A 23,331-nucleotide genomic window follows, 5' to 3' on the forward strand; every position below is an offset into this window, starting at 1 on the left:
CTAGCAAGTTTCCCGCGCAAGCGGGAAACATTCGGAATTTGCGAAAGACAAGTTATAACGACGATTAAAATTCAGCCGTCGCAAAGACGGCAAAGTGGACACGAAAGGAAACACGATGTCAGATAAGACAGCTAGCTTTACCCTCGACGGCAAAACGTTCGACCTGCCTGTACGACAAGGCACTGTCGGGCCGGACGTCGTTGACATCGGTCCACTTTACAAGAATGCGAATGCCTTCACTTACGATCCTGGTTTCACGTCGACTGCTTCGTGCGAATCCAAGATCACCTACATCGATGGCGATGAAGGCGTATTGCTCTATCGTGGCTATCCGATTGATCAGCTTGCTGAACACGGCGACTTCCTCGAAACATGCTACCTGCTGCTTTACGGCGAACTGCCAACGGCAACTCAGAAAGCTGATTTCGATTATCGCGTGACCCGTCACACGATGATCCATGAGCAGATGACGAAGTTCTTCACAGGCTTCCGTCGTGATGCGCATCCGATGGCCGTGATCGTAGGCTGCGTTGGTGCAATGTCTGCTTTCTACCACGACTCGACCGATATCACCGATCCACATCAGCGCATGGTCGCTTCGATCCGCTTGATCGCCAAGGTGCCAACGCTGGCTGCGATGGCCTATAAGTATCACATCGGCCAGCCCTTCATGTATCCGAAGAACGACCTCGATTTCGCGTCGAACTTCCTACACATGTGCTTCGGCGTTCCTTGCGAAGAATATAAGGTCAATCCGGTTCTAGCCCGCGCTATGGATCGTATCTTCATCCTGCATGCAGATCACGAGCAGAACGCTTCGACGTCGACTGTCCGTCTGGCCGGTTCATCAGGCGCAAACCCGTTCGCGTGTATCGCAGCTGGCGTTGCCTGCCTCTGGGGCCCTGCTCATGGTGGCGCAAACGAAGCCGCGCTTAACATGCTTGCTGAAATCGGCTCGGTTGACCGCATTCCAGAATTCATCGCCCGTGCCAAGGACAAGAACGATCCATTCCGTCTGATGGGCTTTGGTCACCGCGTTTACAAGAACTACGATCCACGCGCCAAGATCATGCAGAAGACCTGTCATGAGGTTCTCGGTGAACTCGGCATCAAGGACGATCCGCTTCTCGACGTCGCTCTGGAACTGGAAAAGATCGCTCTGACCGATGAATACTTCATCGAAAAGAAGCTCTATCCAAACATCGACTTCTATTCCGGCATTACACTGAAGGCGCTCGGCTTCCCGACCGAAATGTTCACGGTTCTGTTCGCGCTCGCCCGTACAGTTGGCTGGGTCGCACAGTGGAAAGAAATGATCGAAGATCCACAACAGAAGATCGGTCGTCCGCGTCAGCTCTACACCGGCGCTGCAGAACGCGATTACGTACCAGTCGCAAAGCGTAAGTAATCCATACACAATAAAAAACCCCGGCAAATTGCCGGGGTTTTTGTTTGTAACGATTTTAAAGGTCAGCGCTTTCTGCCGTTTTCAGCAAGATCAAGTAGAACGCGCGCACCGATCTCACCTGATGGCCGCTCGGTAGCCATGATCGACGTCACCTTATCGAAGCCATCAAGCTGAGCTTGCCGAAAAGCACCTTTCTGCATCAATTGCTCGATGTAGCGCGCCAGGTTGCCGGGCCTCACGGATTCATTGAAAAATTCCGGTACAACAGGCGCATCTGCGATAATGTTAGGCAGTGCTGCACTCCAGATCGTAATTTTGGAGATCAGAAACTGACGCGCAAACCAATCCGCTTTATAAGAAAGAACGGTTGGAATATGCGACAGCGCCAATTCCAATGAGACTGTGCCCGATGCAGCCAATGCCGCGTCTGCGCGAGCAAAAGCCTGCCATTTTGCCTCGTCTCCCGTCACGATCAACGGCTTAACTGCCCAGTCCTTGGACATCTCACGCACTGTTTCCTCAATACGAGGCAATGTCGGCAGGATGACTTCCAGCTTTTCCACACGTGTCGCCAATTCGGCAACCGCTTTGCCGAACGGCTCCATAAGCATCTGGAGTTCCCCGCGACGCGAGCCAGGAAGCAGCAGCAAGCAACGAGTGTCATCAGGCCAGCGTTTCTGCTCGGCAGCCTTTTGCGCTGCCTGCACCTCCAAGATGGGTGCATAACTGCTGAGACGATGCCCGACATAAGTTGATTGCGGCCCGTTGAGCCGTTTCATCACATCAACCTCGAACGGCAACACCGTCAGAACATGATCAACATAGGCCCGCATTTCTTTCGCGCGTTGTGGACGCCAGGCCCAAACACTCGGTGCGATATATTTCACAATTGGGATCGAAGAATCCGTCGCCCTTATTTTCTTTGCAACCCGATGCGTAAACTCAGGGCTATCAATCAGCAGAACGCAATCAGGCTTCTCGGCAACGATACGCTTCGCCGTCTGTCGGATACGCAGAATAAGACCGGGAAGATTCTTGAGGATCGCACCAAGGCCCATCAGAGCAATTTCATGCGGATCGAAAAAGCTTTTCAATCCGCGCTGGGTCAAATGCTCGCCGCCAACGCCAACGATGTCGACCAGCCTGTCAGTCTGGCTGCGAAGAGCATCAATCAGGTCGGCACCAAGTAGATCGCCGGATTCCTCTCCGGCCACGATTGCGATTTTCAATGGCCGGCTGGTTTTGCTCACCCTGTCGTGTCCTTTGTGCTTCGACTGATCGTTTCGATAAACAGGCCTTTTTCGTTTGCCGCAGCCAAGGTTTCTCCCAGCCCAAGAATGAAGGTGCGTCCCGCTTCAATCGCGATGCCGGAAAGCCCTGCGCGTGCAGCGTTTTCCACTGTCGACACGCCAATGGCTGGCAAATCGGCGCGTTCATCCTGTCTTGGCTTGGCCATTTTTACAAGTACGCCGCCACGCTTGGGAATTCTGCCTTCCTGACGTAGGGCAAAAACGCGCTCAATCATCAGGTCAGTGCCTTCAGCACCTTCAAGAGCGACAACCCGTCCGCCGGCTGCGATTGCACCCTGCCCGACATCAAGTTCCCCCAACCGAAGAGCTGCTTCCATCGCAAGCGTAATATTACGGCGCTCGCGCGAATCCGGTGTCAATCGTGTGAGACAGCGTGCAGGCTCTGGCGATAACAGGTCTGGCACGACTTCGTGCGCTCCTACCATTTTGAAGCCGTATCGCTCTAGCAGGCGCATAAAAGCCCGCAACAACGCATCGTCGCCCTGACTGAGAGCAACGAGAACATACCGCATCGCTCGGATTGTGGGCAAGTTAAGCTTCAAATCGCTCAGGTGCGGCCGATTGCGAAGGCCACCAGCAAGAACCACCTGCGAAACGCCAGCGGAACGCATGGCACGCATCAACATGCCAAAATCGACAGCCGAGATTTCCTGATGATCATATTCGTAGAGCGAAGCATCAGCTTCACCACGCAGCGGAAGCACAAAAGGCGGATTTCCATCCGCCTTTAAAGCCTCGGCCACCTTAATCGGCAATAGGCCATTGCCAGCTATAATAGCAGTGCGGGGGCGCTTGTTCACGCTCTGCCCGCTATCAAGCGTCGTCACCGTCATCCATCGCTCCGCCAACGGATGAACCGAGCGGTGGAGTGCAATAGGCGCGTTTATTATCCACCAGAATGAAGGAGATAAGATCAGCCACACCGTCCGAGTCAGGAAATGCCTTCAGAACGTCCTGCGCGCGTTCACGAACAGGCTTAGAACGATCAAACAGCATATGCACTGCATGGCGCAGATTGTGAATATCTTTGCGCTGCATGCCCGAACGCTTCATGCCGATAATGTTCAAACCACCCAGATAGGCGTGGTTGCCGATAGCACTGCCGTAGGGAATGAGATCATGGGCGAGTGCAGCCATACCGCCAACAAACGCATGATGACCAACGCGCGTGAACTGATGAACAGCGGAACCGCCACCAAGAATGGCATGATGGCCGATTTCCACATGCCCGCCGATCATCACGTTGTTGGCGAATGTGACGTGATCGCCGACATCGCAGTCGTGAGCGACATGTGCATAAGCAAGAAACTGACAATTGTCGCCAACGCTTGTATATCCGCGACTGCTGTCCGAACCGCGATGCATGGTGACACCTTCGCGGATAAGACAGTTTGTGCCAACGATAAGCTTGGTCGGACCGCCTTTATGCTTTCCATTCTGTGGATCGCAACCGAGAACGGCATGCGGATAAACCTTTGCGCCAGCACCAAGCGTTACCGCCTCAGTGACGACAACATGGCTCATCAGTTCCGAGCCATCACCGACGACGGCGCCAGACTGAACATGGCAAAATGGACCGACAGATACGCCTCGTCCCAGCTCCACACCCTGCTCGACGAGAGCTGTAGGGTGGATAAAAGTTTCCTTCATTGAGGTACTCACGCCTTTTCTTCGGCTACGCCAACCATCGCGGCAACTTCAGCTTCGGCAACCTTTACGCCATCAACTTCCGCCACGCACTCAAATTTAGAGATGTTTCCGCGCTGTTTTATCTTCTTCACGTGAAGGTGAAGCTGGTCGCCCGGAACCACCGGACGACGGAACTTGGCTTTGTCGATCGTCATGAAATAAACAAGGCTAGGCGCGTCTGTGCCCTTTTTGAGAACAGTGATCGCACCAGCTGTCTGGGCCATGGCTTCGATAATAAGAACACCTGGCATAATCGGCTTATCAGGAAAATGGCCGGTAAAGTGCGGCTCATTAAACGTGACATTCTTGATGCCTGTCGCAGATTCATCGCCATCAATATTGATGATACGATCAATCAGCAAAAATGGATATCGATGCGGGAGCGCACGCATAACTGCATGAATATCTGCGGTTTCCAGCTTCTTCTGATTAGCATCACTCATCAGAGGATTGCTCCTTTCTTGGTTTCCCGATGCTCCGGATATTCGCGATATCTCTGAACCATTGTTTAATTGGCCGAGCGGGGACGCCCCCCCAACGCTCACCATCGGGTATGTCATTCATTACGCCGCTTCCCGCAGCAATCTGTACACGCGAACCGATAACCACGTGATCGGCAAGGCCTACACTGCCGCCGATCATGGTTTGGTCACCGATAACAACACTTCCCGAAATACCGCAAAGTGCAGCCACAACGCAAAATCGGCCAAATCGCACATTATGCGCAATCTGCACCAGATTATCGATCTTAGTACCCTCACCGATAACGGTATCGTTTAGAGCACCACGATCAATCGTGGTATTTGCACCGATTTCGACATCGTCCTGCAGGATAACACGTCCAAGCTGAGGCACCTTTTCAAGGCCTCTAGGCCCAGGAACATAGCCAAAGCCGTCCTGCCCGATACGAACACCCGGATGCAGAGACACGCGATTGCCGATCAGGGCAAACTGAACAGCTACACCTGGCGCAATATAACTATCGCGACCGATCTGGCAGCCTTCGCCAACGACAGCTGTTGCAGCAATCAGCGTCCCGGCACCAATACTGACATTCCTGCCAATCATCGCGCCCGCTTCAATTGTCGCACCATCTTCGATCGTTGCAGATGGATGAATAAATGCCGCCGGGGAAATACCAGTTTCACCCAGCCAGCTTTCCGGCCTCACCGATACAGGAAAAAGCATCCGTCCGACGGACGAAAAATCACGCTGAGGATTTCTGGTAACAAGCGCTGCCATACCCGAAGGAACATTATCAGCGACATCTTCAGAACAAAGAACACCTGCGGCCTTCATGCCAGCAAGTGCGGCAGCATTCTTTTTGCCATCAACAAAAACGAGTGCATTTTCACTCGCATCATTCAATGAAGCTAAACGTGCAACAGCACGCGGTGCAAACTTCGGGTTGCGAAGTTTAGCACCGGTAAAATCTGCTATATCGCCGATCGTGAGTTCACGAGAAGGCTTGAAGAAAATGGGATCTGCCATCAAAGCACTTTCTTGCCCGGGGCATGTCTGCCCCGGGAAAAGGCAAATCTATTAGAACTTGGTCGAAACACCAAAGTTGAAATTCTGAACCTTATCGGTATCAGCCTTTGCAATAGGGAATGCGTAGTCAAAGCGCAACGGACCGAATGGCGAAGCCCACATCAAGCTCACACCAGCCGAAGCACGAAGCTTCTTGTCGTCGCCATTAACACCCGTGGTATCATTTCCATACAGGGTTGCAGCGTCTGCAAAGAGAGCACCACGGATACCAAGGCTTTCTGGAACAAGCGGCATCGGGAACTGAACTTCAGCCGTACCGTTGAAATAGGTCGTTCCACCCATCCAGTAGCGGTTGCCGTTGTTCGCATCCTGATAAGGACCAATGCCGTTGAACTTGAAGCCGCGGATCATATCCGAATTGTTCTTGAACAGATCGAAGATACGAACGCCGTCATTACCAAATTCGTGGATGTAACCACCACCGACACCCAGCATACCGACGATGTCAGCTTCCTGCATAAGCGTGGTGTAGTAATTACCCTTGAAAGTCGTCTTGACGTACTTCGCGTCACCACCAAGACCCGCAAATTCCTGCGTGAACTTCGCATAAATACCTTCATGCGGGTTCTTCATATCGTCGATGGAATTGTAGGTTAGCGAGTAGCTAACCGACGAACGCAGCCATGGGCTGAATTCAGCTGCATCGATAAGAGCAGGTGCGTAGTAATCTGGATCAGGGTTACCATCAGGACCAGAAACGTACAGGTCGTACTTTTCCTGAACGAGGTTATAGGCCAGACCAGCAGAGAAGTTATCGGTGATCGGCAAGCCGAAACGGATCGTGCCGCCCGTCTGCTGAACATCATAACGACCGCCGCTATCTACGCGGTACGAGCGACGGAATACGTCGAAACCAGCCGACATGCGATAGCCGAGGAAGTATGGCTCGGTGAACGACAGCGCGTAGTTACGCATTTCGTCCTGACCTGCACCAGCACTGATTCGGATAAACTGGCCACGACCGAGGAAGTTGCGCTCGGTAATAGCAGCTTCAACCTGTGCACCAGGCGATTCGCCACCGGTCGTGTAACCACCACCGATTGAGAATTCACCGGTCGACTTTTCGACAACGTCAACAACCAGAATCACCTGATCAGGCTCTGCACCTGGAGCAGTGGAGATATTGACAGTCTGGAAGAAGTCGAGTGCTTCGAGACGACGCTTCGCACGCTGGACCATGACCTGATTGAAGGCATCGCCTTCGTTCATGTCGAACTCACGACGAATGACGTAATCGCGGGTCTTGTCGTTGCCGCGGATTTCGATGCGCTCAACATAAGCGCGCGGACCCTGATCAACACTATAGACGAGCGAGATTGTGTGATTGTCAAAATCACGATCACCGCGCGGCTCGACCTTGGCAAATGCGTAACCGCTACCGGCAACATTTTCCGTGATAGCCGTAACGGAGTCTTCGATTTCTTTAGCGCTGTAAGGCTTGCCTTCGCGCGTCTTGACCAGACCACCAAGAGCCTGCGTATCAACACCTTCAACGGTGCTTTCAACGCCGACATTACCGAAGGTATAGCGCTGACCTTCGTCAACGGTAACCGTAATCGTGTATTCGTTGGTCGATGGATCAAGCGTAGCATTCGATGAAAGTACGCGGAAATCCGCATAACCACGGTTGTAGTAGAAACGACGCAGCGTTTCTTCATCAGCCTGCAGACGACCTTCATCATAAACGTCGTTACGGGTCAGCCACGAAAGCGGGTTCGAGCGCTTGGTGGAGATCACGTCACGCAGACGACGCGAGCCGTATGCACTATTACCAACGAAATTAATGTTAGCGATCTTGGTGCGCGAACCTTCCGTGATTTCATAAACCACGTTGACGCGACCCTGACCGAGATCAACGGTACGAGCATTTACAACCGCATCGCTGCGGCCGATATGCGCGTAAGCACCCTTGATGGCTTCCTTGTCAGCTTCCATGGTTGCCGCGTCATACGGCGAACGGGCCTTGAGCTGAACGGCGCGAGCCAGATCAGGATCCTTAACCTTTTTGTTTCCCTGGAAAAGGACGTTGTTCACAACAGAACGTTCGCTCACCTGAACGATCAGCGATCCACCAGACTGGTTGATGCGAACATCAGAGAACAAACCCATTGCGAAAAGGCGCTTAACAGCAGCATCAATATCATTGCTGTTGAAAGCCTTGCCCGGGCGAATGTCGATATTGTCACGGATTGTCTGCGCATCGACGCGCGTATTGCCGCGCACTTCAATACGATTGACGACCGCGGCCTCAGCAGCATTTACCGATGCCAGAGAGAGCGCAGCAGTACCCGAAGCTACAAGAGCCACCGACATGGCGAGCGCTGAAGCGGCGCCAAAGAATTTAGAACTTGCCGTCATAGGCTTTCCGAACCTTCGTTTCTTTCTGTCCCCGGGGCGAATTTCCCAGAAATGCACGTATAGATACAACCGTAATAGCCGGTTTTTCTATACAAGCAAGCGTCGCGGTTAAAATCTGTTTACTTAAGCAACCAGCGTGACATCCGTGCCACGCGATTTAACGGTTATGGTAAACAAATCACTACGCTTTTCCAGTCCTCACTCCCAACGTTCATTTCTGATTAACGCCTCTACACAGCTTTCACTGTGAGTAGCGCTTCTTGCGGTAGAGAGTCTCGCCATATTGGCAGCGCGACCCAGTTCCCCGTCAACCAGCCGGACAGTGATCTAGCAGGCAAACAGGTCGTTGAAAAGTACGAACCCCATGAATCCCATCACAACGAGGAATCCAACACGATAAAAAATTTCCTGCGCCCAAACAGACACAGGGCTGCCCTTGATTGCTTCCACGGCGTAGAAAACCAGATGCCCACCATCCAGCGGCGGCAAGGGAAACAGGTTCAAAAGCCCAATGCCAATGGACAGCATCGCAGTCAGCTGGATAAGCCAATCAAATCCCTGACTTGCAGCCTTGCCCGCCATATTGGCAATCTTCACGGGTCCGCCGAGCTGACATTTATCTTCACGACCAACGGCAAAGCGCTGAAAAAACTCTCCAGTGCGACTGATGATATGTCCGGTTTCGACAATCGCCTGCCCCACTGATTCGAGCGGACCATATTCAATACGGCGGAAATTTCCGACCGCCTGCGTGGTTTCCACGCCAATCGCCCCCATCTTGACCTTGTTGCCCAGAGGGTCTGTACGTTCAACGAGTGCAGGTGTGGCCTTAAGATCGACCATCTTGCCATCGCGCTCGACAGTGAAGTCCAGCACATCGCCCGAGCGCCCGGAAACGATCCGCTGCACATCGGAGAAAGTTGTAATCTTCTCCCCATTCACACTAACAAAGCGATCACCCGGCTCAAAACCGGCTGCGGCAGCCGGACTGTCCGGCTGAACGCCAGCAACAAGCGGGTCAGCAATCTGCCGTCCATACAACGCAAAGAACACGCTGAAGATGACAACCGTAAGAATGATGTTGAATGCAGGGCCAGCAAAAACCGTTGCAGCGCGCTTCCAGACCGGCTGCGTATGGAATGCCCTACTCTGTTCTTCTGCGCTGAGATTGGAGTTATCCACACCCACAGGCGAACTCGTAGCACTTTCATCGCCCAGAAACTTCACATAGCCGCCAAGAGGAATTGCTGAAAGCTTCCAGCGCGTCCCGTGCTTATCGGTGAAGCCGATTAGTTCAGGTCCGAAACCAATAGAAAAAGCGCTTGCGCCAATACCGCACCAGCGTCCTACGAGGTAATGCCCCATTTCGTGCACGAAAACGACAACCGTCAGCACAAAAAGAAATGGAATTATGGTTCCGACAAGCAGACTTTCACTGCCGATAAAAAAGGCCAGAGCCTCCTGCAAATTACCACTCCTACGAATTCATACGCGCTCAGAAACTAAAAAAGATTGCAGATGGTACATCTGGCTCGGCGATAATAGCACCAAAGAGGTACAGAAGCGCTGCCGCCGCCACAAGCCCATCCACTCGATCCAGAACACCACCATGTCCTGGCAAAAGACGACCGGAATCCTTTGCACCGAACTGCCGCTTAACCCATGATTCAGCCAGATCGCCAATCTGCGAGACGATAGAGAGAAGAAGAGCGAGTAGCGGCACGATCCAACTACCGGGTGCTGCCACCAGTGACGCAACCAGAATGCCGCCTGCAACGGCTGCCGCAGCACCACCCAAAGCCCCTGACCATGTCTTGTTAGGCGAAAAGCGCGGCGCAAGCTTGGGTCCACCCAACGCACGCCCATTGAAATAGGCTGCGATATCGGTCGACCATACGACTGCAAAAAGGAAACATATAGCTGTGAAGCCAAACGGCTCATCGCCACGCAACAGCGAAAGCGAGATAGCTGAAAAGCCAGCGTAAAAAAGACCAGCAGCAGGCCATCCGCGCCCTGTCTTCCACTGCGTTGCCAATAGAATGATGCAACCGGCAAGCAGCACGCCAATTGTCAGCAAAGCACCCCGGTCGACAATTAGAAGAATGAAGGTCGCAAGCAGCCAGACCCAACCGAAAATGCGAGAAAATGAAGTCTGCTTTATCGCACTGAGTTCAGTCCACTCGTAAAACATCGCCAGACCAATGGCGATAGAGAACAGAGTGAAACCCAACCCGCCTACCCAGGTCAGCCAGAGGGCCGCAGCGCCGAGAACTATGGCGGTCAGAATACGAGTTTGCAGATTTGACATTGATACCTTTCGGCTAACTTACAGCGGTTCCAGTTAAGATCGAATCGTTGAAACCGCTGTAACTATTTGTTTTTACGCATTTCCGAACGCCAGACCGGTTCCCACTTTTGCTGGAAATGCTTTAAACTGTTAGAACGATCTTTACGCATCCCACCGGGCGCGCGGCGCTCTATGCTGATAGGCCGCATCAAACCGCTGCACCTTTTGCCGAAGTGCATTCGATTGCGGTTGAACACTCTTCGAGCTTGTCGCGCGCTTCTACGCCACCGAAACGGCGCTCGCGCTGACGGAAAACTTCATAAGCTGCATCAAGATCAGCAGGCTTGAAATCAGGCCAGTGCCCCGGCACAAACAGAAACTCGGAATAAGCCGCCTGCCAGAGCAGAAAATTCGACAGACGCATTTCGCCGCTCGTGCGAATGATCAGATCTGGATCAGGAATACCTGCAGTATCCAGGTTTGCAGAGATCAAATCAGCGGAAATCGATGACGGATCAAGAAGGCCGGCCGCGACATCGCGCGCCAGACTTTTAACGGCACGCGCAATTTCATCGCGCGAACCGTAATTGAAGGCAATGATCAGATTAAGGCCCGCGTTGTGTCGGGTTAGTGTCTCTGCTTCGCTGAGCAATCCACAAATATCGGAGGCCAACCCTTCGCGCTCGCCAATAATCCGCACCCGGACATTATTGCGATGCAGTTCAGCAAGATCGCGCCGGATAAACAGTTTCAGCAACCCCATAAGATCGCCGACTTCGCCGCTCGGGCGTGACCAGTTTTCGGAAGAAAACGCAAAAAGGGTGAGATAGCCAAGACCGCGATCACCTGCGCCCCTCACCGTCTCACGCAAAGCTTCAACTCCGGCTCTGTGGCCGGCGCTGCGCGGCAAACCGCGCGCCTTCGCCCAACGGCCATTGCCATCCATAATAATGGCTATGTGGCGCGGATCGGACATTGCGAAGCTCTCCTCATTGGTAAATCATGCAAATCCAGTGCCTAACGTCATAAATCTGTAGCGTTTGAACAAACACAATCAGAATTTCACAACTTGCCAGACACTGGCAACGAATTGTTTCTAATTTCGTTTGGTTTCAAAGTCCGGCTCCAATCATGATATGAAATCGCACGAACTTTGAAATCAAGAAACTAGACCTGCATGATCTCGCCTTCTTTGACCGAAACGATCTTATCCATTTCGGCGATCGTATCGTCAGTGAGCTTCTGAACCTTTTCAGAAAGGCCGCGGCTGTCATCCTGACTGATGTCGCCGTCTTTCTCGAGCTTCTTAAGCGTATCCATACCATCACGGCGAACGTGACGCGCTGCAATACGGCCCTGTTCGGCATATTGATGCGCAATCTTGACCAGCTCTTTACGGCGCTGTTCATTGAGTTCGGGCAGTGGAATGCGAAGCGTCATGCCATCGGTGATTGGATTGAGACCAAGACCGGATTCACGAATCGCGCGCTCAACCGCGCCAACCATGCTCTTGTCCCATACGGAAACCGAAAGCATGCGCGATTCAGGCACAGTGATATTGGCGACCTGATTGATCGGCATTTCAGCGCCATAAGCTGTAATCGTAATTGGTTCGAGCAAGCTTGCAGAAGCGCGACCCGTACGCAGACCACCAAGGTCATGCTTCAGGGCGCTGACTGCGCCTTCCATGCGTCGCTTCAGGTCGTTGATGTCAAAAACATCGCTCATACATGTTCTCCTTCAGTGCGCGACAAGACAAACGATCGATAGCCGATTATTTATCGGAAACGATCGTGCAGCGTCCTTTGCCTTGCAGAATATCGGCCAAGCCGCCGTTTTCATGGATGGAATAAACTATTATCGGAATGTTGTTCTCACGCGCAAGGGCGACAGCAGCCGTATCCATCACCGCGAGCCCGCGATCAAGAACTTCCTTGTGTGTGAGCTTGTCAAACCGCGTTGCAGTTGGGTCTTTTTTCGGGTCAGCCGAATAAATACCATCGACCTGCGTGCCCTTCAAAAGTGCATCCGCACCAATTTCGGCTGCGCGCAATGCTGCGGCCGAGTCTGTTGTGAAGAAAGGATTGCCAGTACCACCTGCGAAAATCACAACCTTTCCTTCGTCCATATAGGCAGTTGCCTTGCGCTGAGAGAAGCTCTCGCAGATTTCAGGCATTGCTATGGCGGAAAGGACAACGGCATCCACGCCGATTTTGTGAAGCGAAGTACGCAGGGCCAGCGAATTGATCACCGTTGCAAGCATACCCATGTGATCACCCGTCACGCGGTCGCCACCCTTGGACGCTACTGCAACGCCTCGGAAAATATTGCCGCCACCGATCACGACACCCACTTCAACGCCCAGTTCACGCGCCTGAGCAATGTCACTGGCAATGCGATCGGCAACCGAGACATCGATGCCAAAGCCCTGACTGCCCATCAATGCTTCGCCTGAGGCTTTGAGGACAACGCGTTTATAGGCGGACTTAACGGACATGGAGTGTTCTCCGCAGATCATGATCAACTGTTACTATTGGGGTTCCGATACACGAAGGGCACCGCGTTGTCACGCGATGCCCTTCACAATCAAAAGCCTTTTAACCCATTTCCAGCAAAACTGCATAAGCCTTTTGCGTAGGATAATGTGGCAAGACAAATATTGAAGCGCATACGAAAACCGGATGCACCTCCAAAAGGCTGTTTAGCCCTTGGCAGCAGCAGCAACTTCAGCAGCGAAGTCGCTTTCTTCCTTCTCGATGCCTTCACCGAGAGCGATGCGTGCAAAGCCGATGATCTTCGCAGGAGCGCCGATCGACTTTTCAGCTTCCTTAAGCGCTGCTTCAACAGTCAGGTCCGGATTGATAACGAAAGCCTGCGAAAGAAGAACAACTTCTTCGTAGAACTTGCGCATACGGCCTTCGATCATCTTTTCGATGATGTTGTCTGGCTTGCCGGATTCACGAGCCTGCTCGATGAAAATAGCCTTTTCACGCTCAGCAGCAGCTGGATCAACGTCAGCAGCAGTCAGTGCAAGCGGGTTGATTGCAGCAACGTGCATTGCGACCTGGCGGCCAAATGCGTTTGCAGCTTCTACGTCGCCAGCCGTTTCGATTGCAACGAGAACGCCGAGCTTGCCGAGGCCGTCTGCAACGCCGTTGTGAATGTAGGTAGCAACTGCACCCTGCGAAACTTCAAGAGCCGCCGAGCGACGGAAGCTGATGTTTTCACCAATGGTTGCAACTGCATCTTTCGCAGCCTGCGTTACCGACTTGCCGTCGATGTCTGCTGCAGCAACAGCTTCCGACGAACCATCGGTCGACAGAGCAGCCTGAGCGATCTTGCGAACGAGATCCTGGAAAGCGTCGTTACGAGCAACGAAGTCGGTCTCGGAATTGACTTCAACAACAACAGCCTTGTTGCCGGAAGCTGCAACACCAACCAGACCTTCAGCAGCCGTACGGCCAGCCTTCTTGTCAGCCTTTGCCATGCCCTTGGCGCGCAGGTAATCAACAGCGGCTTCGATGTCGCCATTGGTTTCAGCAAGCGCTGCCTTGCAGTCCATCATGCCTGCGCCAGTCAGTTCGCGGAGTTCTTTAACCTGTGATGCGGAAATGCTCATTGTGTCGCCTTTCACGAAAGCGAAGGCACACCGAATGGGTGTGCCAACTTTTAACCAACGCTCATTGCGTCGGAACGAATGAAGTTATCCACCCGTCATGTGACGGATGGATGAAATTCATAAGCGCTGATTATGCGCCTGCAGCTGGAGCTTCGAGAGCTGGCTCAACAGGAGCTTCAGCCTGTGCACCAACGTCGATGCCAAGCGCGCCCTGCTGACGTGCAATGCCGTCAAGAGCAGCACGGGCAATCAGATCGCAATAAAGCGAAATAGCGCGTGCAGCATCGTCGTTCCCTGGGATCGGGAAGTCGATCTGGTCTGGGTTGCAGTTCGAATCGATAACAGCAACAACCGGAATGCCAAGACGCTTTGCTTCCTGGATAGCAATTGCTTCCTTGTTGGTGTCAACGATGAACATCAGATCAGGAACCGAACCCATGTCCTTGATGCCGCCAAGTGCGCGGTCGAGTTTTTCACGCTCGCGCTCGAGGTTCAGGCGTTCCTTCTTGGTGAAGCCGTGTGCTTCGCCCGAGAGAATTTCGTCGAGCTTGCGCAGACGCTGGATCGAGTTCGAAATCGTCTTCCAGTTGGTCATCATGCCGCCAAGCCAGCGTGCATTAACGTAGTACTGAGCCGAACGGGCTGCTGCATCAGCAATGATGTCCGAAGCCTGGCGCTTGGTACCAACGAACAGAACGCGGCCACCACGAGCAACAGTGTCCGAAACGACCTTCAGCGCATTGTGCAGCAGGGGAACGGTCTGGGACAGGTCGAGAATGTGGATGTTGTTACGGTCGCCATAGATGTATGGGGCCATCTTCGGATTCCAGCGGTGTGTCTGGTGACCGAAGTGAACGCCAGCTTCCAGAAGCTGACGCATGCTGAATTCAGGCAATGCCATCTGTATTTTCCTTTTCCGGTTGAACCTCCACGGGCTGAGGCGATTGCTCGCCACCGGAGGCTGAAGCAGGATTTCTCCCTGCAAAAGCCCAATCCCGTGTGTGGAATAGGCGCGCTGTTAACTTATCGCGCCAATAAATGCAAGCCTTGTGACCATTATACCGCCAAAGACTGTATTAAAGCATCTCCAGAAAAGCGGGAACCGGCTTTCTGGAGATGCGGAGAACAAATAATTGGAGCGTCTCCAACCAATCTATCTAAACTGAATCCGCTCTAATAAACTTATTTGCAGCTCGCGCTTGGCTGCTTGTCATCATATACATCAAGCTTGACCAGTTTTCCGCGCATGGAAAAATCACCATAATCCATGGTTAGGTCGCGCGTAATGCCATTCCGGTATAGCTTGAAATTAATGCGATAAATCGGTAGCCCGTCCTGCTTTTCCTTGTCATCGAAATAGGAAATCGTCACCGGCCAGACATTGTCCTTCGTGAACTTGCCCATGGCTTTGGTTTCGTCGCTTTTGGCTTCCTGCTCCTTGCCGACAACAACGGTCGTTGCGACAACACGATCAGCATCTTCCGACGCATCGTATAATGACGTCTGGTAAAATCGTTCGCCAGCTTCCGCCTTGCCGATCAGCTCTTCCATATGAGTCGTCGGAAATTGTGTCGCCTTCAGATCGATATTGTCTTCTTTAGGTTTGGACAGGGCGACAACCGTTTTGCCGTCTTCAACCTTGGCATCGCCGCGCACTTCCTTGACCAGTTCCTTATCGACAAAAGTCTTGTTGACGAAACGGAAGTCCTTGCCGTTGCCGCTTTCAAAGGTTGTCGTCTGCTGATCGGTCACACGCTGCGGCTGCTCATCCATGTCGATGCGCGTCACGAAACGAAAATTCGTCGTATAACCTTCGCAGGCTGAACCATTGAACTCATAGACCATACGGCCGGTCAGCCCACTGATCCCGGATTTCTCATCGGCACGATCCAACGTGAGATCATACACTGCGCGATGCGGAACCAACGTTACCGTCGAAGCAGCGGCGGCAATACCGACCGAGCTACCCCAAACGCAAGCCGCTGCTCCGCTTGCTGCAAATGCCATACTCAAAAAACGCATACATGAATCTCCCGATCTGTTGAGGAGCATGATAAAAAAACTCATGGCGGAAGCGAGGCAAAAAACGCACCCTCCCCAAAAGCTTCACCGATTCTATCCAATATATCGGGTGCGAAAGGCATTAAGTTAGTAAGGATTAATAGAATGACCGACACAATCGACAGCCGTCTTAAAAATCTGGGTATATCTTTGCCAGAAGCCGCAGCACCAGCTGCAAACTACGTGCCTTTCGCACAAACGGGCTCTCTGCTGCTTACATCGGGCCAGCTTCCGCTGGAAAATGGCAAACTCGTTCATACCGGCCAGATTGGCGATGTGCTCACAGTGGCACACGGTCAGGCCGCAGCGCGCGCATGTGCCGTCAATATATTGGCGCAAGCAAAGGCTGCACTTGGCGACCTGAACAACATCAAGCGGATCGTGAAAATCACCGTATTCGTTTCGTCGACCGCCGATTTTGTCGAACAGCATCTTGTTGCCAATGGCGCATCCGATCTGCTCGTCGCGGTCCTTGGCGACGCGGGCAAGCATGCGCGCTCGGCTGTCGGTGTTGCGAGCCTGCCGCTCAATGCTCCCGTTGAAATCGAAGCAATCATTGAGGTTGCCTAAATGTCTTCACCAGAATGGCTCAAAAAGCAGCCGATTGCGCATCGCGGACTGCACGATCTGAACAAAGTGCGCTGGGAAAACACCCTATCGGCCTTTGATGCTGCTGCAAAAGCGGGCTTTGCAATCGAATGCGACGTACATCTCACCAAAGATGGCAGCGTCATCGTATTCCATGATGACGATCTCAAGCGCCTCACCGGACGAGATGGTCGCATCAGTGACCTGACACTCGCGGATGCCACCGAGCTGCGTATTGGTGGCACTGGCGATCATGCACCGACACTACGCCAAATGCTTGATCTGGTCGCTGGTCGTGTGCCGCTTGTCATCGAGCTTAAAGGCATTGAAGGCCGTGACGATGGTCTGGTCGCCGCTGTCGCAAAGGAGCTCGCTTCCTATAAGGGAGAAGCTGCGATCATGTCCTTCGACCATCATCTGGTCCGTCTGTTTGCAAGCGACGCTCCGGGAATTCCCGGCGGACTGACTGCTGAAGGCACGCGAATCAAGGATTTTGAAGCACACTTCTCGATGCTCGCGCATCAGATTTCGTTCGTGTCTTACAATGTGCATCACCTGCCAAACCCGTTTGTCAGCTTTGTTCGCGAAAAGCTCAACCTTCCGGTCATCAGCTGGACGGTCCGCGACGCCGAGATGAAAAAGCACAGCGATCTCAACGTGGATCAGATTACCTTTGAAGGTTTCGATCCCCGGTCTTTGGTTGCCTGATAGGAAAATCCGGCGATGAGCGACGACGAAAGGCAGACAGAGCAAAGCTTCGTTCTTCGTGTCGTCGAAGGCATCGGCGATTTTTCGGAAGACGAATGGAACCACCTTGCCGGAACCTTCCGGCAAGGCGGAAACTACAATCCCTTTATTTCGCGCGCCTTTCTGAATGCGCTCGAACAATCCGGGTCCGTTTCACAGCAAGCGGGCTGGTTGCCACGATACCTGCGCCTTGAAGATGACAAGAGCTACCTAATAGGCGCTGTACCGAACTACCTCAAAGGGCATAGCCAGGGCGAATATGTCTTCGACCATGGCTGGGCCGATGCTTTTGAACGCGCTGGTGGGCGCTACTACCCCAAGTTTCAGGCCTCAATTCCCTTCACACCCGCAACTGGGCCACGCTTACTCCATCACGCAGAGTTCGAACCCGATGCGGTTCAACTTGCTCTCGCAAACGGGCTACGCCAATTGACGGACCAGACCGGCGCTTCGTCTGCCCATGTGACCTTCGCGCCGAAAAGCGAAATTTCATCACTTGAAAGATCTGGCTTTCTGCATCGAACAGATCAGCAATTCCACTTTATAAACAATGGTTTTTCAGAATATGCTGACTTCCTAAATGAACTTGTTTCGCGAAAACGGAAAGCACTCAAAAAAGAACGTCGCGATGCCTTGTCCGAAGGTATCGAAATCGACTGGTTGACCGGCAGCGATCTGACGGAATCGGTCTGGGACGATTTTTATGCGTTCTATGTCGATACGGGTAGCCGCAAGTGGGGGCGCCCTTATCTCAACCGTAAGTTTTTCTCACTGATTGGCGAGACGATGGCCGACGACATATTGCTCGTCATGGCCCGCCGCGACAGCCGCTATATTGCAGGCGCGATCAACTTTATTGGCAGCGACACACTTTATGGTCGCCACTGGGGGTGTATCGAGGATCACCCATATCTCCATTTTGAGGTCTGCTACCATCAGGCAATCGACTTTGCAATCGACAGGAAACTTCGTGTCGTTGAAGCCGGAGCGCAAGGTGAACATAAACTCGCCCGCGGGTATGTTCCGGTTACAACCCATTCCGCGCATTATATTGCGCATGAGGGTTTCCGCAGAGCAGTTAGCGATTATCTGGAGCACGAGCGCCGCGAGGTCGAACAGATACATGTAGGACTGGAAGAGCATTCGCCTTTCAAACACACATGAATGCCAACATAGATAGAATATTGAACTGGAGAGAATCGCATGTCCGCCACCTATGATGACAACAACATCTTCGCCAAAATCCTGCGCGGCGAAATTCCGTCAACACGCGTCTACGAAACAGATCATGTTGTGGCCTTCATGGATGTCATGCCACAGGGAACGGGCCACACGCTCGTTGTTCCCAAAGCGCCATCGCGTAATCTGCTGGATGCGGAGCCTGAAACGTTGGCTGAAGCGATACAGGCCGTGCAGAAGATCGCCAATGCGGTCAAGAAGGCGTTCAGCGCCGATGGTGTCACTGTCATTCAGTTCAATGAACCTGCAGCAGGCCAAACGGTTTACCATCTGCATTTTCACGTGATCCCACGTTTTGAAGGCGTAGAACTCAAGCCACATACCGGGAAAATGGAAGATGCAGCGATACTTTCAGAAAATGCTGAGAAAATCCGCGCAGCACTTTGATAAGAAACGGCTTTATAAGCTTAAAAGTCCAGTTATCAGCAGCACTTCGGCAACCAAGATGCCCACAAGCAGGCGCTTTCCTGCAATGAGATAGGCTGCAAAGCCAGCCGCAGCTGATCCAACCCGCAACCACATCGGGGAGTTTGCAAGCTCCCCGTTCGGGTACAGAATAAGTTGCGCGATCACGCCTGCGACAAGTGCTGTGGCGACACAGCGAACAAACACCAGCACTTCCGAATCTTCGCGTACTCGACCACCAACGATCACACCCATCACGCGAAAAATATAAGTCGGAAGCGCGCCTGCAAGCAGGATGAAGGTAAACGGCCACCACCAGTCGGAAAAACTACCCCAGTTCATTTGGCCACATCCTTGCTGGAATTACGTGACCGATGGAAAGCAAATGCAATCACCCCGCCCGCGACACCCGTCATCAACAAATCGTAACCCGGCGCGAACTGATGAAAAATCGGGAACAACACGATCCCCGAAACCATGGCAATCTGCCCTGCCCGCTCGCGAGCCGAACGCCAAAGCGATGTCAGAAAATACATCGGTGTGAGCATGAATAGTGCCGCAAACACCACCGGCGGAAATGACGCTGAAAGCAAATAAACCACCGCGACGACCAGCGCATTTGTGCCAACAAGGACCGTGCCAATTCCTGCAAAGTAGCTTGTACGCATATCGCGCGGAACGTTGCGCAATTCCTCCATTGCCATGACCCAGGCCGTAACTGCCACAAAATGGCAGAGCGCTGCGAGCGTGAGTTTTCGGGTCTTCGGCCCCTTCAGCTCTGGCAGAAGTGCGACAACCATTGGCATCAAACGAACCGAAGACAATCCGACGGCGAGTGCTGCCGCGGGGATCGAAGCACCAGCGCTGATTGCACCGATCAGAACCACTTTGGCCGGTAGCGCCCAGATGGTCAGCGTCATGAAGACTGCCTGCCCGACGGTTATGCCGCTTTCAATCGCCAATCCTGCAAAGCCAATGAAGGAGCTCATCAGCAATATTGCTGGTACGCTGATTATGCGACGCGTCCCACGAAAAAACCAACCCAAGGAGCTAGTTTGTTCGGCTGACTGATGCTTAGAACTGAGGGAGCGACTCGAAGACATATCTTAAAAATAGAACAGGACGCAAAAAAGAGCACCTGCATTTAGCGCGATCTGTCCAATCAAAAGCACTTAAAATGAAAAAGGCCCTTCCAAAGAAGGGCCTTTCCGTAAAGTTTATTTCTTGCGCGGCACTTTAGGTACCGACGACTTTGCCGTCGTGGCTTTGGTTGCTGGCTTGGCCGAGACTTCTTCATCCTTGCCAGCCAATACCTTTTCCTTCTCGGCCTTTTTCGGTGCAGCTTTCTTGCGCTGTGGAAGCTTCTTCTCCGGAGGAATATCCTTCTTAGGCTTCACAGGCTTATCAGCGACACTTTCAAGCACGAGATCGGTCTTGCCGTCGTCTTTGGTCGTTACATCAACACGAACCATTCCACCATGCTTAAGCTTGCCAAACAGCACTTCATTAGCCAACGGCTTCTTGATGTGCTCCTGGATAACACGAGCCAGAGGACGTGCGCCCATACGTTCGTCATAACCCTTGTCCGCAAGCCAGGCGATCGCAGCTTCGGTTAGCTCAAAAGTAACACCACGTTCTGCAAGCTGGGCCTCAAGCTGAAGCACAAATTTCTGCACAACCTGATGAATGACCGGAACAGGCAGCGGGCCGAATGGCACAATTGCATCGAGACGGTTGCGGAATTCCGGCGTAAACAGCCGGTTGATCGCTTCCATATCGTCGCCTTCGCGTCGCGTCGAACCAAATCCAATCGCGGCCTTTGCCATATCAGCAGCACCGGCATTGGTGGTCATGATCAGAATGACGTTGCGAAAGTCGATCTTCTTGCCGTTGTGATCGGTCAGCGAACCATGATCCATAACCTGCAACAAAATATTGTAAAGGTCTGGATGTGCCTTCTCGATTTCATCGAGCAGCAACACGCAATGCGGATGCTGATCGACGCCATCAGTCAGAAGACCTCCTTGATCGAAGCCGACATAGCCGGGAGGCGCACCGATCAAACGCGATACGGTGTGGCGTTCCATATACTCGGACATGTCGAATCGAAGCAGTTCCACGCCCAGCGAAGACGCAAGCTGCTTGGCAACTTCTGTCTTACCGACACCTGTCGGGCCGGAGAACAGATAGGAACCAATTGGCTTATCCGGCTCACGCAAGCCTGCACGAGCAAGCTTGATGGCAGCCGAAAGCGCTTCAATTGCCAGATCCTGACCATAGACGACGCGCTTGAGTTCCGCATCAAGATGCGAAAGCACAACCTCATCATCCTTGGAAACCGATTTGGGTGGAATCCGAGCCATGGTGGCAATGGTTGCTTCGATTTCCTTGACGCCGATTGTCTTCTTTCGTTTGTTTTCCGGCAGAAGCATCTGGCTTGCACCAGTTTCATCGATCACGTCGATGGCCTTGTCCGGTAACTTGCGGTCAGAGATGTAGCGTGCAGAAAGCTCCACCGCAGACTTGATGGCATCACCCGTATATTTGACTTTATGGAAGTCTTCAAAATACGGTTTCAAACCCTTCATGATTTCAATGGCATCCGGGATCGACGGCTCATTGACGTCAATCTTCTGGAAACGACGAACCAGTGCCCGGTCTTTCTCGAAGAACTGACGATATTCCTTATAGGTGGTCGAACCGATGCAACGGATTGCGCCGGAAGACAGAGCAGGCTTCAGCAAGTTCGATGCATCCATTGCACCGCCCGACGTGGCGCCTGCGCCAATCACCGTATGAATTTCGTCAATAAACAGAACCGCGCCCGGATAATCTTCGAGCTCTTTCACAACCTGTTTCAAGCGCTCTTCGAAATCGCCGCGATAGCGGGTCCCTGCAAGCAGCGTACCCATGTCGAGCGAAAAGATTGTGGCATCAGCGAGCGCTTCAGGCACTTCGCCCTCAACGATACGCTTGGCCAGACCTTCGGCAATCGCAGTCTTACCGACCCCAGGATCACCCACGTAGAGTGGGTTGTTCTTGGACCGACGGCAAAGAACCTGAATAGTGCGGCTGATTTCACTGTCACGACCAATCAGCGGATCGATACGCCCGGATTTGGCTTTTTCATTCAGATTGACGCAATAGGCAGAAAGAGCATCCTGCTTTTTCTTTGTGCCTTCTTCCGGCTCTACGCTTGTGCGTTCTTCGCTGGCGCTTTCCGCACCGCGCGGCGTGCGTGGCTCGCTACTCTGTGTACGCTTCGAAATGCCGTGCGAAATATAATTGACGGCATCATAACGCGTCATCTGCTGTTCCTGGAGGAAGTAAGCAGCATGGCTTTCACGCTCCGCGAAAATGGCGACGAGCACATTGGCGCCCGTCACTTCCTCACGGTTTGAAGATTGGACGTGGATAACTGCGCGCTGAATCACGCGCTGGAAAGCGGCCGTAGGTTTGGAATCCTCATCATAGCCGGTGACGAGATTATCCAGTTCACGGTCGATGTAATCTGTAACGATCCGTTTGAGGTACTCCAGATCGACGTTACAGGCGCGCATCACTGCGCCTGCATCCTGATCGTCGATCAGGGCAAGCAAAAGGTGTTCGAGCGTCGCATACTCGTGATGCCGCTCGTTCGCGATGGTAAGCGCTTGATGCAGCGCCCTTTCAAGGCTGGGAGAAAACGATGGCATATGACCTCACTTTTTCTCCATTACACATTGTAATGGATGCTGGTTTTGGCGGGCAAAATCCATGACCTGACTAACCTTGGTCTCAGCAACTTCGTATGTAAATACGCCGCACTCGCCGACACCGTGGTTATGAACATGCAACATTATACGCGTCGCATCGTCCATGTTCTTTTGAAAAAAACGTTGCAGGACATGAATGACAAACTCCATGGGAGTATAGTCATCATTGAGAAGCAGGACGCGATAGAGGCTTGGCTTCTTTGTTTTCGGCTGCGTACGCGTGACCACCACGGTACCGTTATCCGGTCCGTTCCCGCCGTTGGTCTTGCTCTGCATGACTGGATTAGAATGCCGCATGAAAACTATCACCCAAT

General features: G+C 52.8%; 22 protein-coding genes and 1 pseudogene. 5 read left to right on the forward strand and 18 right to left on the reverse strand.

The window, feature by feature from the left end; genetic code table 11:
- Positions 1 to 115 precede the first annotated feature (115 nt).
- Complete coding sequence (gene gltA, locus OIV19_RS06995) at positions 116 to 1,408, forward strand: citrate synthase (protein ID WP_095446751.1); 1,293 nt, start codon at positions 116 to 118, stop codon at positions 1,406 to 1,408.
- A 62-nt stretch (positions 1,409 to 1,470) separates the two neighbouring features.
- On the opposite strand, the gene lpxB is transcribed toward gltA, so the two are convergent.
- From lpxB to eipB, 14 genes and pseudogenes are all read right to left on the reverse strand, one after another.
- On the reverse strand, positions 1,471 to 2,658 hold the full coding sequence (lpxB, locus tag OIV19_RS07000) for a lipid-A-disaccharide synthase (RefSeq protein ID WP_095446752.1): 1,188 nt from the start codon (positions 2,656 to 2,658) through the stop codon (positions 1,471 to 1,473).
- Positions 2,655 to 3,551, reverse strand: a complete 897-nt coding sequence (locus tag OIV19_RS07005) for an LpxI family protein (protein ID WP_095446753.1) — start codon at positions 3,549 to 3,551, stop codon at positions 2,655 to 2,657. The genes lpxB and OIV19_RS07005 overlap by 4 nt, the downstream gene beginning before the upstream one ends.
- Positions 3,532 to 4,368 carry an acyl-ACP--UDP-N-acetylglucosamine O-acyltransferase gene (gene lpxA, locus OIV19_RS07010; protein WP_095446754.1) on the reverse strand — a complete coding sequence of 279 codons (837 nt, stop codon included), beginning with the start codon at positions 4,366 to 4,368 and terminating at the stop codon, positions 3,532 to 3,534. Before lpxA ends, OIV19_RS07005 begins: the two co-directional genes overlap by 20 nt.
- Before the next feature lie 8 nt (positions 4,369 to 4,376).
- Positions 4,377 to 4,850: a 3-hydroxyacyl-ACP dehydratase FabZ gene (gene fabZ / locus OIV19_RS07015; RefSeq protein WP_095446755.1), complete on the reverse strand. Its 474-nt coding sequence runs from the start codon at positions 4,848 to 4,850 to the stop codon at positions 4,377 to 4,379.
- A complete protein-coding gene (gene lpxD / locus OIV19_RS07020) occupies positions 4,843 to 5,898 on the reverse strand; it encodes a UDP-3-O-(3-hydroxymyristoyl)glucosamine N-acyltransferase (RefSeq protein WP_264231072.1) in 1,056 nt (351 codons plus the stop codon). Before lpxD ends, fabZ begins: the two co-directional genes overlap by 8 nt.
- Positions 5,899 to 5,949: 51 nt before the next feature.
- Positions 5,950 to 8,316 carry an outer membrane protein assembly factor BamA gene (bamA, locus tag OIV19_RS07025; protein ID WP_095446757.1) on the reverse strand — a complete coding sequence of 789 codons (2,367 nt, stop codon included), beginning with the start codon at positions 8,314 to 8,316 and terminating at the stop codon, positions 5,950 to 5,952.
- Positions 8,317 to 8,643: 327 nt separating this feature from the next.
- A complete protein-coding gene (gene rseP, locus OIV19_RS07030) occupies positions 8,644 to 9,783 on the reverse strand; it encodes an RIP metalloprotease RseP (protein ID WP_095446758.1) in 1,140 nt (379 codons plus the stop codon).
- A 28-nt stretch (positions 9,784 to 9,811) separates the two neighbouring features.
- Positions 9,812 to 10,624 carry a phosphatidate cytidylyltransferase gene (locus OIV19_RS07035; RefSeq protein WP_151093642.1) on the reverse strand — a complete coding sequence of 271 codons (813 nt, stop codon included), beginning with the start codon at positions 10,622 to 10,624 and terminating at the stop codon, positions 9,812 to 9,814.
- Between the two features lie 187 nt (positions 10,625 to 10,811).
- Positions 10,812 to 11,591, reverse strand: a pseudogene (locus tag OIV19_RS07040) (isoprenyl transferase); the annotation flags it as partial.
- Positions 11,592 to 11,770: 179 nt separating this feature from the next.
- Complete coding sequence (gene frr, locus OIV19_RS07045; protein WP_095446761.1) at positions 11,771 to 12,331, reverse strand: ribosome recycling factor; 561 nt, start codon at positions 12,329 to 12,331, stop codon at positions 11,771 to 11,773.
- 46 nt (positions 12,332 to 12,377) lie between these two features.
- Complete coding sequence (pyrH, locus tag OIV19_RS07050) at positions 12,378 to 13,100, reverse strand: UMP kinase (RefSeq protein WP_095446762.1); 723 nt, start codon at positions 13,098 to 13,100, stop codon at positions 12,378 to 12,380.
- Positions 13,101 to 13,304: 204 nt separating this feature from the next.
- Positions 13,305 to 14,222, reverse strand: a complete 918-nt coding sequence (gene tsf, locus OIV19_RS07055) for a translation elongation factor Ts (RefSeq protein WP_095446763.1) — start codon at positions 14,220 to 14,222, stop codon at positions 13,305 to 13,307.
- Positions 14,223 to 14,352: 130 nt separating this feature from the next.
- A complete protein-coding gene (gene rpsB, locus OIV19_RS07060) occupies positions 14,353 to 15,123 on the reverse strand; it encodes a 30S ribosomal protein S2 (RefSeq protein ID WP_095446764.1) in 771 nt (256 codons plus the stop codon).
- A gap of 281 nt (positions 15,124 to 15,404) precedes the next feature.
- Positions 15,405 to 16,244, reverse strand: a complete 840-nt coding sequence (eipB, locus tag OIV19_RS07065) for a cell envelope integrity protein EipB (RefSeq protein WP_095446765.1) — start codon at positions 16,242 to 16,244, stop codon at positions 15,405 to 15,407.
- A 144-nt stretch (positions 16,245 to 16,388) separates the two neighbouring features.
- Here eipB and OIV19_RS07070 point away from each other — a divergent pair, with 144 nt between their 5' ends.
- Genes OIV19_RS07070 through OIV19_RS07085 form a run of 4 tightly spaced genes read left to right on the forward strand, consistent with a single transcriptional unit; the run spans position 16,389 to position 19,244 of the window.
- Positions 16,389 to 16,853, forward strand: a complete 465-nt coding sequence (locus tag OIV19_RS07070) for a RidA family protein (RefSeq protein WP_095446766.1) — start codon at positions 16,389 to 16,391, stop codon at positions 16,851 to 16,853.
- Positions 16,854 to 17,579, forward strand: coding sequence for a glycerophosphodiester phosphodiesterase (locus tag OIV19_RS07075; protein WP_264231073.1), 726 nt, complete (start codon positions 16,854 to 16,856; stop codon positions 17,577 to 17,579). It begins immediately after the preceding gene.
- A gap of 15 nt (positions 17,580 to 17,594) precedes the next feature.
- Positions 17,595 to 18,782 (forward strand): GNAT family N-acetyltransferase, encoded by a 1,188-nt coding sequence (locus OIV19_RS07080; RefSeq protein WP_264231074.1) that lies wholly within the window; start codon positions 17,595 to 17,597, stop codon positions 18,780 to 18,782.
- 39 nt (positions 18,783 to 18,821) lie between these two features.
- Positions 18,822 to 19,244, forward strand: a complete 423-nt coding sequence (locus tag OIV19_RS07085) for an HIT family protein (RefSeq protein ID WP_095446769.1) — start codon at positions 18,822 to 18,824, stop codon at positions 19,242 to 19,244.
- 12 nt (positions 19,245 to 19,256) lie between these two features.
- Here the strand turns inward: OIV19_RS07085 and OIV19_RS07090 are convergent, their stop codons facing one another.
- From OIV19_RS07090 to clpS, 4 genes are all read right to left on the reverse strand, one after another.
- On the reverse strand, positions 19,257 to 19,604 hold the full coding sequence (locus OIV19_RS07090; protein ID WP_095446770.1) for an AzlD domain-containing protein: 348 nt from the start codon (positions 19,602 to 19,604) through the stop codon (positions 19,257 to 19,259).
- The gene (locus tag OIV19_RS07095) at positions 19,601 to 20,251 is read right to left on the reverse strand and encodes an AzlC family ABC transporter permease (RefSeq protein ID WP_095446771.1); all 651 of its coding nucleotides are present in this window, start codon (positions 20,249 to 20,251) and stop codon (positions 19,601 to 19,603) included. The genes OIV19_RS07090 and OIV19_RS07095 overlap by 4 nt, the downstream gene beginning before the upstream one ends.
- Before the next feature lie 228 nt (positions 20,252 to 20,479).
- Positions 20,480 to 22,957, reverse strand: a complete 2,478-nt coding sequence (gene clpA / locus OIV19_RS07100; RefSeq protein WP_264231075.1) for an ATP-dependent Clp protease ATP-binding subunit ClpA — start codon at positions 22,955 to 22,957, stop codon at positions 20,480 to 20,482.
- A 6-nt stretch (positions 22,958 to 22,963) separates the two neighbouring features.
- On the reverse strand, positions 22,964 to 23,314 hold the full coding sequence (gene clpS, locus OIV19_RS07105) for an ATP-dependent Clp protease adapter ClpS (RefSeq protein WP_024897070.1): 351 nt from the start codon (positions 23,312 to 23,314) through the stop codon (positions 22,964 to 22,966).
- Between the last annotated feature and the right edge of the window lie 17 nt (positions 23,315 to 23,331).

It is taken from the genome of Brucella sp. HL-2, from assembly GCF_025846885.2.
GTDB lineage: Bacteria > Pseudomonadota > Alphaproteobacteria > Rhizobiales > Rhizobiaceae > Brucella > Brucella quorumnocens.